At 60.0% G+C, this 12,553-nt stretch carries 12 protein-coding genes; 8 read left to right on the top strand and 4 right to left on the bottom strand.

Annotation, left to right across the window (positions count from 1 at the left end; all coding sequences use genetic code 11):
- Positions 1–21: 21 nt before the first annotated feature.
- The 6 genes from CE491_RS13400 (at position 22) to CE491_RS13375 (ending at position 6,549) form a co-directional block, all read left to right on the top strand.
- A complete protein-coding gene (locus tag CE491_RS13400; protein ID WP_110948834.1) occupies positions 22–1,677 on the top strand; it encodes an ATP-dependent acyl-CoA ligase in 1,656 nt (551 codons plus the stop codon).
- 165 nt (positions 1,678–1,842) lie between these two features.
- Positions 1,843–2,538, top strand: a complete 696-nt coding sequence (locus CE491_RS13395; RefSeq protein ID WP_110948833.1) for an SDR family NAD(P)-dependent oxidoreductase — start codon at positions 1,843–1,845, stop codon at positions 2,536–2,538.
- A 71-nt stretch (positions 2,539–2,609) separates the two neighbouring features.
- Entirely contained in the window at positions 2,610–3,821 is a 1,212-nt protein-coding gene (locus tag CE491_RS13390) for a cytochrome P450 (protein ID WP_110948832.1), read from the top strand.
- Between the two features lie 43 nt (positions 3,822–3,864).
- The gene (locus tag CE491_RS13385) at positions 3,865–4,098 is read left to right on the top strand and encodes a ferredoxin (RefSeq protein ID WP_110948831.1); all 234 of its coding nucleotides are present in this window, start codon (positions 3,865–3,867) and stop codon (positions 4,096–4,098) included.
- The gene (locus CE491_RS13380; protein ID WP_110948830.1) at positions 4,095–5,348 is read left to right on the top strand and encodes an NAD(P)/FAD-dependent oxidoreductase; all 1,254 of its coding nucleotides are present in this window, start codon (positions 4,095–4,097) and stop codon (positions 5,346–5,348) included. The genes CE491_RS13385 and CE491_RS13380 overlap by 4 nt, the downstream gene beginning before the upstream one ends.
- Positions 5,349–5,379: 31 nt before the next feature.
- The gene (locus tag CE491_RS13375; RefSeq protein WP_110948829.1) at positions 5,380–6,549 is read left to right on the top strand and encodes a CaiB/BaiF CoA transferase family protein; all 1,170 of its coding nucleotides are present in this window, start codon (positions 5,380–5,382) and stop codon (positions 6,547–6,549) included.
- Between the two features lie 5 nt (positions 6,550–6,554).
- Here the strand turns inward: CE491_RS13375 and CE491_RS13370 are convergent, their stop codons facing one another.
- The 4 genes from CE491_RS13370 to CE491_RS13355 form a co-directional block, all read right to left on the bottom strand.
- Positions 6,555–7,481: a LysR substrate-binding domain-containing protein gene (locus CE491_RS13370; RefSeq protein WP_110948828.1), complete on the bottom strand. Its 927-nt coding sequence runs from the start codon at positions 7,479–7,481 to the stop codon at positions 6,555–6,557.
- Positions 7,482–7,585: 104 nt separating this feature from the next.
- Positions 7,586–8,080: a MaoC family dehydratase gene (locus CE491_RS13365; RefSeq protein WP_234407595.1), complete on the bottom strand. Its 495-nt coding sequence runs from the start codon at positions 8,078–8,080 to the stop codon at positions 7,586–7,588.
- Positions 8,081–8,105: 25 nt separating this feature from the next.
- On the bottom strand, positions 8,106–9,245 hold the full coding sequence (locus CE491_RS13360) for a CaiB/BaiF CoA transferase family protein (protein ID WP_110948826.1): 1,140 nt from the start codon (positions 9,243–9,245) through the stop codon (positions 8,106–8,108).
- A gap of 162 nt (positions 9,246–9,407) precedes the next feature.
- On the bottom strand, positions 9,408–10,385 hold the full coding sequence (locus CE491_RS13355; RefSeq protein ID WP_110948825.1) for a ketopantoate reductase family protein: 978 nt from the start codon (positions 10,383–10,385) through the stop codon (positions 9,408–9,410).
- A 257-nt stretch (positions 10,386–10,642) separates the two neighbouring features.
- Here CE491_RS13355 and CE491_RS13350 point away from each other — a divergent pair, with 257 nt between their 5' ends.
- Both CE491_RS13350 and CE491_RS13345 read left to right on the top strand, forming a co-directional pair.
- Positions 10,643–11,407: an electron transfer flavoprotein subunit beta/FixA family protein gene (locus CE491_RS13350; RefSeq protein ID WP_110948824.1), complete on the top strand. Its 765-nt coding sequence runs from the start codon at positions 10,643–10,645 to the stop codon at positions 11,405–11,407.
- A gap of 2 nt (positions 11,408–11,409) precedes the next feature.
- The gene (locus tag CE491_RS13345; protein ID WP_110948823.1) at positions 11,410–12,339 is read left to right on the top strand and encodes an electron transfer flavoprotein subunit alpha/FixB family protein; all 930 of its coding nucleotides are present in this window, start codon (positions 11,410–11,412) and stop codon (positions 12,337–12,339) included.
- Positions 12,340–12,553 lie beyond the last annotated feature (214 nt).

The raw sequence follows: 12,553 nt of genomic DNA, 5'->3' as shown, positions 1-12,553 counted from the left end.
ACAAAGTGAGTGAGCCAGACCATGGGTCAATGGGATGACAAGTTCGAGCGCGCGGCTCGTCAATGGGCGAGCTTTCGACTCCCCGAATACGCCCAGAGCGACCGAGTGCTGGGCCGCATCATCGAAGACAAGGCGCGTGAACATCCGTATCGCGAAGTGTTCCAGTTTCGTGACCACGCCATTACCTATGAGCAGCTCAATCAACAGATTAATCGAGTGGCCAACGGCTTGCTCGCCCTGGGAATCAAGCCGGGCGACAAGGTAGCGTTGATGTTGCCCAACTGTCCGCAATTCCTGACAAGCTGGTTCGGCCTGAACCGTATCGGCGCGGTCAGCGTGCCGATTAACGTGGCCCTTAAGGGCGCCGGCCTGGCCTATCAGATCGACCAGGCCGATTGCGTCGCTCTGGTGGCCAGTGACGCCTATCTGCCAGTCCTGGACGCCATCGCCGACCAACTGCCTAAATTGCGTCATTGCGTCATGGTCGCCACTGGGCTGTCTGTCGTTCACAGCACCTGGCCGGGCGTGCAGAGCCTGGACTTCGAAGCGCTAGCCGACCAGGCCGAGACGGCGCCCGCTATTGTCGTGGACTTCCGCGACCTGGCGACGATTTCCTACACCTCCGGCACCACCGGGCAGTCCAAGGGTGTGATGATCAGTCATCATTACTGGTATGAAATATGGGCCCAGGCGGTCAAATACTCGCAATACACCGATGACGACGTGCTGTACACCGGCTTGCCGTTCTTTCACACCAGTGCCCATGGCACCACCGGCCCGGCCATCCTTACCGGCGCCAAGGCGGTGCTGGTGGAGCGATTTTCCGCCAGCCGAATGATGGATGACTGCCGTACCTGGCAGTGCACCTCGGCAAAGTACATCGGTGGCATCCTGTCGATTCTGATGAAGCAGGAACCCCGGCCCGAGGACGCCGACAATCCTTTGCGCCTGATGGTCGGGGCGGCTGCGCCCAAGCATCTGTGGCATGGCTTCGAACAGCGCTTCAATACCCGCCTGCTGGAACTCTATGGAATGACCGAGTGCAACAGCTGCCTGGTCAACCCGATGTACGAGCGGCGAGCCGGCTCTTGTGGCAAGGCCATCAGCGGCTACGACGTCAAGCTGGTGGACGAGCGTGGCAACGACGTGGCCGTGGGACAGGTCGGTGAGTTGGTGGTGCGGCCGCAGCGCATGTACTTGGGCACGAATGGTTATTACAAGAAACCCGAAGCCACACTGGAGCTGTTCCAGAACCTGTGGATTCATACCGGCGACTTGGCGACCCGCGATGCCGATGAGTATTTCTATTACGTGGATCGCAAGAAACAAGCCTTGCGCAGGCGCGGCGAAAACATCTCCTCGTTCGAGGTCGAGGCAGTGCTCAATGCCCATCCGGCGGTGCTCGAATCCTGCGTGGTGGGGGTGCCTTCGGAGTTGGGCGAGGACGATGTGAAGGCGGTCATTGTGCTCAAGGACGAACACAGCATTACCGAGGTCGAGCTGATTCGCTGGTGTGAGTCCCGCATTGCCTACTTCGCCATCCCGCGCTACATCGCCGTGCGCCAGCAGTTGCCCAAGACACCCAGCGAGCGGGTGGAAAAATACCTGCTGCGCGACGAGGGCGTCACCCCAGACTGCTGGGACCGCGAAGCGGCCGGCCTGATCATCCCGCGCTAAAGCTCTGAGTCTCTTCAACAAGAGGAAACCACTCTCAGAGCCTCTCTAAATCCTATTGGACCTGGCGCCTGTTTGCCCCGAATCTGGCACCAGGCCCAAGCCACTGGCTGGGCACCATTGACCGCTCAAAACAATTTCAATAACTAACGGTGAGACGAGGTAGGTATGACCGATAAAGTGGCAGTTGTTACAGGATCCAACGGCCTGACCGGGCAAGCCATTTGCCAGAATCTTCAGCAACGGGGCTATACCGTGGTAGGCCTGGACATCGCCGACGCGGGCAAGGGCGGTTACGCCTATCGCAAGTGCGACGTGACCGACTATGAGCAGATCAAGGCATCCGTCCAGGCCATCGATACCGAGTACGGCACTATCCGCGTACTGGTCAACAACGCAGGCGTATGGCACGGCAAGACGTTTTTCGATATCGCCCCCAGTGACTATGACTTTACCTATGGGGTAAATACCCGAGCGCCGTTCTTCCTCAGCCAGGAAGTCGCCAAGCGCCTGATCGAGGCCGGCGGCGGTGGCGTAATCGTCAACCTGGCCTCCATTGTCGGCACTATCGGCAGTGGCGTGACCGACTACGGCGGTTCGAAAGCCGCGATCATCAATCTGACCAAAAGCCTGGCCAAGCCCCTCGGGCCCCACGGTATACGGGTGGCGGCGGTGTCGCCTGGGACCATTAATACCGCGATGGGCGAGAAGGTGCCCAAGGAGCTTCGCGACAAACTGATCGCCAGCACCGGTTTGCAACGCGCCGCGGAGCCGGAAGAGATCGCTTCGGTGGTTGGCTTTCTGGTGAGCGACGATGCCCGCTACGTGACCGGCGCGACCCTGGACGTCAACGGCGGCCTATAACGGGTTCAGGGGCCCGCCACCCGACCGGCGCGGGCCCCTGCGTCGAAATTCAAACTGATCGGAGAACAAGCATGTCTGCATGCCCTTTCAGCAAAGCCTCGTTCCCCATGCCCAGGCAATGCCCCTTTTTACCGCCGCAGGAATATCAGCAATTTCAACAGCAACCCGGCGCGGCGCAAGTGCGCATGTGGGATGGTTCGAGCGCCTGGCTGTTTACCCGCTATGACGATGTACGCGCAGTGCTGGGCGACAACCGCTTCAGTGGCAACCCGAGCATTCCAGGCTTTCCGAGCCTTTCCGCCGCGCGCAATGCGGTGCTGGACCTGGAGCCGGCGTTCATTCGCATGGACCCGCCGGACCATGGCCGGCATCGGCGCATGCTTACTAAGGAATTCATGATCAAGCGGGTCGGCGCCATGCGGCCCCGGATCGAATCGATCTTCAATCGATTGCTCGATGAAATGCTGCACAAAGGCCCGCCAGCAAACCTGGTGGAGGACCTGTTCCTGCCACTGACCTCCGAGGTGATCGCAGGTTTGCTCGATGTGCCAAACAAGGATCACGGTTTTTTCCAGGAGCAAAGCCGGCTCAAGGTCTTGCTCGATGTCGATCCGTCGATTCCCAAGGCCGCCTCCGAGCGCATCCTCAACTATCTGGATGCACTGGTGACGGAGCGCGCCAAAGCCCCTGAAGGCAAGGAAGACTTGATCAGCCGCTTGATCATAGAGCAAGTGCGCCCCGGCCACCTGTCCCATCGCGAGTTGGTGATCATGGCCGAACTGCTGCTGATGGCCGGCCACGAAACCACTGCTAACCAGATGGCACTAGGGGTCCACAGTTTCCTCAGCAACCAGGACCAACTGGCCCTGCTGCGCAACGACCCGTCGCTGCTGCGCAATGCTGTTGAGGAAATGCTGCGTTACCACACCATCGTCCATTACAACGCCTTTCGCGTAGCGCTTGAGGATGTGGAAGTGGCCGGGCAATTGATCCGCAAGGGCGAAGGCGTGATTGCGCTGATCGCTGGGGCCAATCATGACCCCGAGGCCTTCGAGCAGCCGCAGAAATTCGACATTACTCGCAAGGCTGACCACCACGTCGCCTTCAGCTATGGCATTCACCAGTGTCTCGGCCAGCCACTGGCCCGAGTTGAGTTACAGGTTGTATTTGCCACGCTGTTCGAGCGTATCCCGACCTTGCGGTTTGCCGTGCCCCAGGAGCAAATCGAGGGGAAGGGCGATCATTTCGTCCAAGGTCTGGAGACTCTGCCGGTGACTTGGTAGAGCACTGTGCGGAAGTGGTTTTGATGAATGAGGAGAGTCAGGCATGTCCAACAATAATTACATCCTGCGTGTCACCGTCGATGAGAATCTCTGTGTAGGCGCCGGCCTATGCGTGCTGTCTAGCAGTGATGTTTTCGATCAGCGCGACGAGGATGGCGTGGTCAAGCTGCTGCAGGAATACCCGGATCAGGCATCCTACGAAAAAGTGCTGGGTGCTGCGCGCAAATGTCCGTCCAAGGCGATCAAGGTCGAACAGGTAAACGGTGATGCGCCATGAGCGTGGTGCCTGAACATGTGGTCATCGTCGGTGGCGGGCAGGCCGGGCATCAGGCGGCCAGTTCGTTGCGTGACGAGGGTTACGTCGGCCGAATCACGTTGGTCGGCGAGGAGCCGCAGTTGCCGTATCAGCGGCCGCCGCTGTCCAAGGCCTGGCTGGCGGGCGGGCTGAATGACGGCGATGTGCACCTGGAAACCGAGGATTGGTTCGCGGTCAATCACATCGACCACTGGCGCGGCGAGCGGGTAGTCGGCCTTGATCGCGCTGCGCGCCGGTTGACCACGGGCGGTGGCGAAACCCTGGGTTATGACCATCTTATCCTGGCTACCGGAGCGCGCAATCGCCCTTTGCCCCTGGCCCTCGAAGGCATCGCCGGGGTACTGTCCCTGCGCAGTCTAGCCGATGCCACCGCGCTCCAGACCCAACTGGCCGGAGCGCGTCAGGTGGTGATCGTCGGCGCCGGCTTTCTCGGCCTTGAGGTCGCTACGGTCATACGGGCGTCGGGCATCGATGTCCAGGTGGTCGAGGCCACGGGCCGGGTGATGTCCCGGGCCTTGGGCGAACAGATGGGTCTGGCGTTGTACGCACGGCATCAGCTCCAAGGCATCTGTTTTCACTTCAACCGACGCGTGGTGGGCATCACCCATGCCCAAGGTCGCGCGAGCGCTGTACAGCTGGACGACGGCCAACAGTTGGCCGCCGACCTGGTGTTGGTGGCCATCGGCGTCCAGGCTAATGCCGAGCTGGCGGTGCAAGCTGATCTGGCGACCGATAACGGGGTAGTGGTCGACGCCTTTTTGCAAACTGCGGACGCCTCGGTTTCCGCTATTGGCGACTGTGCCTGTTTCACCCATGGGTTTGATGAGGGCGCGCGCTGGCGTCTTGAGTCGGTACAGAACGCGGTCGATCAAGGCCGCTACATCGCCGGGCGGCTGATGGGACGCGAGGAGCCGTACCGCCAAGTCCCGATTTTCTGGAGTGAGCAGGCCGGTTGCCGTCTGCAAATGGCCGGCGTGGCCGCGGGCGACGATCTGGAAGTGCCGTGTGGCGATGCTCACAGCGAAGGGTTTTCGGTATTGCGTTACCGGGACGCTCGGCTGGTCGGGGTTGAGTCCTTGAACCGTCCCGCGGACCACATGGCGGCGCGCAAGCTGTTACTTCGAGGCCTCAGCCCTGCCCTTGAGGAGGCGCGCCAGCCGGGGTTCGATCTGCGCACCTGGTTGGCCTCGGCAGCAGCCCTGCAAGCATAAAAACTAGCGTTCCATGACCTGGAGGTCAGTCATGACTAACACGGCGATACTGCAAGGCATTCGTGTCCTGGACATGACCAGCGTAATTTTCGGCCCCTACTGCACGGCCACGTTGGCCGAGATGGGGGCTGAGGTGATCAAGATCGAACCCGGCACGGGCGATGAAATCCGCCGCGTAGGCAAGCCGCGCTTTACCCGTGGTATGGGCCCGGCGCACATGACGCTTAACCGGGGCAAGCGCTCGGTGGTCTGGGATCTCAAGAGCGCTGACGGGCAGGAGAGGTTGCGACGACTGTTGAGTCGCTGTGATGTGTTTATTCATAACCTGCGCAGCGACGCCTTGGCGCGCCTGGGCCTAGACTACGAATCGGTAAAGGCGGTGCGCGAGGACATGGTGGTTGTCCACTGCACCGGGTTTGGCTCCGACGGGCCTTACGCCGGGCGTGCAGCCTACGACGACATCATTCAGGCTGCCTCCGGGGCGGCCAGTCTGCTTTCACGCACCGACGGCAACCCCCAACCGCGCTTTCTGCCCATGGCAATGGCGGATAAGGTGTCGGGACTGCATGCCGTATATGCTGTGCTGGGCGCTGTGCTGCACCGTCAACGCACGGGCCGGGGCCAGGCGGTGGAAGTGCCGATGTTCGAATGCTTTACCCACTTCCTGCTGCAAGACCATCTCTACGGACGGGCCTTCGTGCCTTCCCAGGAGTCGGTGGGTTATCCCCGGCAATTGGACCCGCACCGCCAGCCGATCAAGAGTCTGGATGGTTACCTATCCATCGCGCCTTATACCGATGAGCGCTGGGTACGTTTCTTCGAAATTACCGGGCACCGCGATTTTTTGCAGCGCGAAGGCTTGACCAGTCCCCGCGAGCGCTTTCGCGGGCTGGACCTGATGCAGGCAAAAATGGCGCGGATGGTGGCTGAACACAGTTCGGAATACTGGCTTGAGCTGCTGGCGCGGCATGATATTCCGGCGTGCCGGGTCAATGACCTTGAGGACCTGTTCAATGATCCGCACCTCGCGGCCACGGCGTTCTTCCGTGAACGCGAACATCCCAGCGAAGGACGCTACCTGGAAATGCGCTCACCTGTACGCTTCTCGGGCGCCCAAGCCGAACCGGTGAGCGCGGCGCCGTTATTGGGCGAGCACACAGAGCAAGTGAGTAGCTGGCTGGCTGATCATTCGAGCTGGTAGCGGCCCTATGCGGTGTTGTCGAGGAACAGGTGCGGATGCGCTTGCATCAATTGGTTCGCATTATGGCGGGCCGCCTCGCGGAAGGGCTCCAGCAGGGGGGGGACGGTATCCTTGTGCCATGCGAGCGAAAACGATACCCCGGGTGTCTGCGCTTTCAATGCTCGATAGGCAATGCCCATAGGCTGCATGATCTGCATGATCGCCGGCACGACCGCTACGCCCATACCCGCCGCGACCAGGCACGCGGAGGTGTGCATGTCGTAAACCTCCTTGGCGATGGTCGGCTTATAGTTCTCGTCTTCGAAGATATCCAGGATGCGGTCGGCATAACCCCGTGCGGTGCCCCGGGCCACGGCAATCAGCGGCCAGCGGGCCAGTTCGCCGAGTTCCACGGCACCCGGTTGGTCGTACTCACTGCCGCGAGGTACCGCGACTACCAGCAGTTCTCGGTACAGCAGCTCGGTGATGATGTTGCTGTCGTAGATATGCCCACGCACCAGGCCAACCTCAATGGTGCCTTCCTTGAGCCCGGTGATCTGCTGGGAAATGGTCATTTCTTGCAGGCTGACATCCGAGCTTGGCGCCAGGGTCTTGAACAGGCGAAGGGTGTTGGGCAGAAACGAATAGATGGCGGTATAGATGGCCCCAACCATCAAATGCGCCTGGGCCCCGCGTTCGGCGGCGCGCACGGCGGCCATGGCCGCCGAAGCGGTGTTGAGTACGCGTTGGGCGTGCTCCACCAGGATTTCCCCGGCAGGGGTGAGTAGGACTTTGCGTTTTTCCCGGGTAAACAGAGGGGTGCCCAATTCTTCTTCGAGGGAAATGATCTGCTGGCTCAAGGCTGGTTGCGCAATGTTCACCCGCTCGGACGCACGGGTGAAGTTGAGTTCATGGGCGACGGCCAGAAAATACTGGAGCTGACGCATGTTCATGGTCTGGGTATTCCTTCTGCGATCTTATATTTCTTTAAGTGCCGACCATACAACGAGCGCGTCGCGCACGCACAGGCAAGGTATTTGCCCGACGAAGTGCTCTGCTATCGAATCCCTGGAGTGTCCATTAGCGAGCGCAGGGCATCGGCGTGTTCCGGCCAGAAGCGGTAGATGATGTCGCCGTGCATCACCGGCGCCTGGGTAGCGTCGCATTCCACCGTACAAGCCAGGACCATTTCGCCGCCTTCCTCCAGTGCCGTCACCGATTTGAGCATCGCTTGCAGGCGAATACTGGTGTTGACCGGTACCGGCAGCGGGAACCGCATGTTGTCGATGCCGTAGTGCAGGCCAATACCAATATCTTCCAGCACGTAGATGTCTTGCAGCATGGCTACCACCAGATTCAGGGTCAGGTAGCCTTGGGCAACGGGGGTGCCAAACGGGCCCAACCGTGCCTTCTGTTGGTCGACGTGAATCCATTGACGGTCGTCGGTTTCCCGGGCAAAGCTGTCAATCATCTCTTGATTGACCTCCAGCCAGCAGCTCTTGCCGAGATTGAAGCCGACATGGGCTTTGATCCCTTCTATCCCTCTCAACATGATGGGCACGGGTGTTCTCCTTGAGTCAGCGGTTCAGCAAGCTTTCGTTGCTTTCACCCAGCGCGGGGGCGGGTCCGCGCGGTCGCAGCAAATGGCCATTGAAGCTGGCGGGATAACGAACCGCCCGGACGGTGCCCAAGGGCGTCTCCAGCGGCCAGTAAAGTTGGTTGTGGGCCACCTGTGAGTCTTGCAAATGGGCGCTAGGCGGATTGACCGGGCCGGCCGGTACGTCCAGTTCGCGGAAAATCTCCAACCAGGTCGCGGTGTTGCGTTGCTTAAGCGGGGCTGCGATGCGTTGGAAGAAGGTATGGGTCATTTGCTTGCGATCAGCAATATTGCGCAGCTCTTCTTTCCATTCGGGATGGCCGACGGCTTCCAGCGTGCGGCTCAGCTGCTTACCGGACACCGGCGACAGCACCAGATAGCCATCTGCCGTCGCCAGCACCGGCTGCGGCGCGAGGGTGACCGCGGAGTCATCGTCAAGGTAGGTCTGGTTATGCAGCATGTCGGGGAAGTTGTAGTACGTCATGATGTCCAGCATCGACGTCTGCAAGTGCACAGCCTGTTGGCTTCTGTCGCGCTCAATCAGGCCCGACAGGGCGATTTGCGCGGCAAACACCGCCGCCACCTTGTCGGCCAGAAACGTATTGGTGGTCCGTGGTGCCGAGCTGTCGGCCTCATAGCTGAGCAAACCGGTACGGCCCTGGATAAGGGCATCGAACGCCGGTTCGCTGGCAAGTGGGCCATCAGGGCCATAGCCGGTGATGGACAGTTGCACCAGACGTGGATTGATCAGACGCAGTTGCTCGAACGTCAGCCCCAGGGATGCGGACACGTGGGGGCGCCAGTTTTCGATATACAGGTCGGCTCCTGTGATCAGCGTTTTGAGGTGTTCCAGATCCGTTGCGTCCTTGAGATCAAGCGCGACGCTTTGCTTGCCACGGTTGGCATTGGTCCAAACCACGCCAACGCCTTCACGGGCGTGGCCGAAGTTGCGGTAGGGGTCGCCCGTGCGCGGCTCGACCTTGATCACTTCCGCGCCCAGATCTCCGAGCATCTGGGCGCAGAAGGGACCGGAAATATAACTGCACGCCTCGACCACGCGGATACCGTCCAGCGGGCGGGGCGAAACGTGGGTCTGGTTAGTCAGGGGGGATGATGTCATCGGTACAGCTCCTGGTGCGGAAAGGGGATGGTTGAGGCTGATGCCACTCCACTGTCGGAGCGCGGTTGCTGGCGAAGGTCGTTAACGATGACGCGTGCATTCTGAATGGCCGCTTCATCTTCGCGTTAATCGCAGGCAAGCTCGCTCTTACAAATCTCCTGATTAATTGGCCATTTGCGCGCGCAGGCTGGCTAGCGCCAGTACGGAGTCGAGCAGTGGCGTTTGCAGGTCGGTGAGTTCGCGTATGGCACGCAGTGATTGCGCTAGCGCCGCCAGCTCCAGCGGGCGGCCGGCCTCCAGGTCTTGGAGCATCGACATCTTGTGCGCGCCGGCGGAGAGTGTCAGGGCGATACGCTTTTCTGGCCCGGGAGAGACCTGCAGCCCAATCTGCTCTGCAATAGCGTCCACTTCGCCCATCAGCGCCGTCACTATTGGCACCACGTCACCGGCATCCTGCATCTGCCCAAGGGTTGCCAAGGTCAACACGGCGACCGGGTTCCAGCACAGGCTGTTGACGAACTTTACCCAGATGGCTGCGCGAATGTTGCCGTTGACCCGCGAGGCAATACCGCTGCGGCTGAGCAGCTCACTGAGTTCGACGATCCGTGATGAATGGCTGCCGTCCAGTTCGCCGACCGGGCAGCCGGCCTTGGCGCCATCCTGGGAAACCACGCCTGGCTCGACCAGATGGGCACCAATCCAATAAACGCAACCGACTACCTGGGAAGGGGGCAAGCCCTGCCATTGTTTGCCGTTAGGGTCCAAGAGGGGCAGTTGCCGGTCGTTCAGCACGCCAGGCCAGCGATGAAAGAAGTAATAAGGAATTGCCGTTGTCGGCGGGATGATGGTGGTATGTGGGCCTATCAGGGGTGAAATCTGCGCCAGTGCGTCCTCTAGCTGGTGGGCCTTGAGGGCCAGGAACACATAGTCCTGCACGCCCAGGGTGCGGCTGTCTTCAGTGGCTTTGACCTCAACGGTGAAATCACTATCAGGGGTAATCACGCGCAAGCCGTTTTTTTGCATCGCTTGCAGATTCGCGCCACGGGCGACAAGGCTGATCTCACACAGACCGGCGCGGGCCAGATGACCGGCGATATGACTGCCAATGGCGCCCCCTCCAAAAATGCACACCTTAAGCATGATGAGTCTCTCTGACCTTAAGCTGCATGACGTCAATGACGTGCAGCGGTGTTGTTGTGATTTGAACCATAGTGCCGAGCCGGGTGCCAGGCCAATATGAAATAACGATCACTTGAGTGTGGCTGGTTATGGTTGTCTCAATGGGGTTATGCACACGTGTCCAGTGGTTTATCGAATGGGTTCAACGGTTAAAACTATTGGTCTGCCATGGCACTGTGATGGTTAGCTCCAAGGCTGAGAATGTCTGGAGAACCGGGATGAAGGTGCTGGTAGCAGTAAAGCGAGTGGTCGACTACAACGTGAAAGTTCGCGTCAAAGCGGACAACTCCGGCGTCGATCTCGCTAACGTAAAAATGTCGATGAACCCCTTCTGCGAAATCGCCGTGGAAGAAGCCGTACGCTTGAAAGAACTCTCTGTTAAAGAGGGGCGCGTTGCGACCGAGATCGTCGTCGTTTCCATTGGCCCAACCACCGCTCAGGAGCAACTGCGTACCGCTCTGGCGCTGGGTGCCGATCGCGCCATCCTCGTTGAATCCGCTGACGAGCTGACCTCCCTGGCCGTGGCCAAGCTGCTCAAGGCCGTTGTCGATAAAGAGCAGCCGCAACTGGTCATCCTCGGCAAGCAGGCGATCGACAGCGACAACAACCAGACCGGCCAGATGCTGGCTGCGTTGAGCGGTTATGCGCAAGGTACCTTCGCATCCAAAGTCGAAGTCTCTGGCGACAGCGTCAATGTCACCCGCGAAATCGACGCCGGCGCACAGACCGTTTCGTTGAAGCTGCCGGCCATCGTCACCACCGACTTGCGTCTGAATGAGCCACGCTACGCGTCGCTGCCGAACATCATGAAAGCCAAGAAGAAGCCTCTCGAAGTGCTGACCCCAGACGCGCTGGGTGTTTCCACGTCTTCCACCAACAAGACTCTGAAAGTCGAAGCGCCTGCCGCACGCAGCGCAGGCATCAAGGTCAAGTCGGTTGCAGAACTGGTCGAGAAACTGAAAAACGAAGCGAAGGTAATCTGATCATGACTATCCTGGTACTCGCTGAGCACGAAAACGGCGCGATCGCTCCCGCCACCCTGAACACCGTTGCCGCTGCCGCCAAGATCGGTGGCGACATTCACGTGCTGGTCGCTGGCCAGAGCGTGGGCGCCGTTGGCGAAGCCGCCGCGAAAATCGCGGGCGTGGCCAAAGTCCTGCTCGCTGACAACGCTGCCTACGCGCATCAACTGCCGGAAAACGTTGCTCCTTTAGTCGCTGAGCTGGCTTCCGGTTACAGCCACGTGCTGGCCGCCGCGACTTCCAACGGCAAGAACATCCTGCCGCGCGTTGCCGCGCAGCTGGACGTCGACCAGATCTCCGAGATCATCTCGGTCGAAAGCGCTGACACCTTCAAGCGTCCAATCTACGCCGGTAACGCCATTGCGACCGTGCAGTCGTCGGCCGCCATCAAGGTCATCACTGTACGTGCCACCGGTTTCGACGCCGTTGCCGCCGAAGGTGGTTCTGCTGCGGTTGAAGCGGTCTCGGCTGCTCACGACGCAGGCAAATCGTCCTTCGTCAGCGAAGAATTGGCCAAGTCCGATCGTCCTGAACTGACTGCCGCCAAGATCGTCGTCTCCGGCGGTCGCGGCATGCAGAACGGCGACAACTTCAAGCACCTGTACGCGCTGGCCGACAAGCTGGGCGCTGCGGTTGGCGCTTCCCGCGCGGCCGTCGACGCAGGTTTCGTCCCCAACGACATGCAGGTCGGTCAGACTGGCAAGATCGTTGCGCCACAGCTGTACATCGCCGTCGGTATCTCCGGCGCGATCCAGCACTTGGCCGGGATGAAGGATTCCAAAGTGATCGTGGCGATCAACAAGGATGAAGAAGCGCCGATCTTCCAGGTCGCCGATTATGGTCTGGTCGCGGATCTGTTCGAGTCGGTGCCCATGTTGATAGACGCTTGCTGAAATTTAGAGCGCCTTTGAACACCGTGATCAGAGGCATCGTGTCTGGTGTCAGGCGAAAAAACGATTTGAAAGCAGGAAGCGAGGGTGATGTTATTTCCATGTCTTCAAGTGCGATCCATGCAATGACCAATCTTTAAGGATGGTCTGAAGTAGGCAGCTATTTCTCAGTTGCTGAGCCATAGCGGTTTCAAAAAACGGCAGCGTTCAAAATCGA

The sequence above is a fragment of the Pseudomonas bohemica genome, assembly GCF_002934685.1.
Classification (GTDB): domain Bacteria; phylum Pseudomonadota; class Gammaproteobacteria; order Pseudomonadales; family Pseudomonadaceae; genus Aquipseudomonas; species Aquipseudomonas bohemica.
The sequence above is the reverse complement of the archived record's forward strand: the minus strand, read 5'-3'. Positions and strand labels throughout refer to the sequence as shown.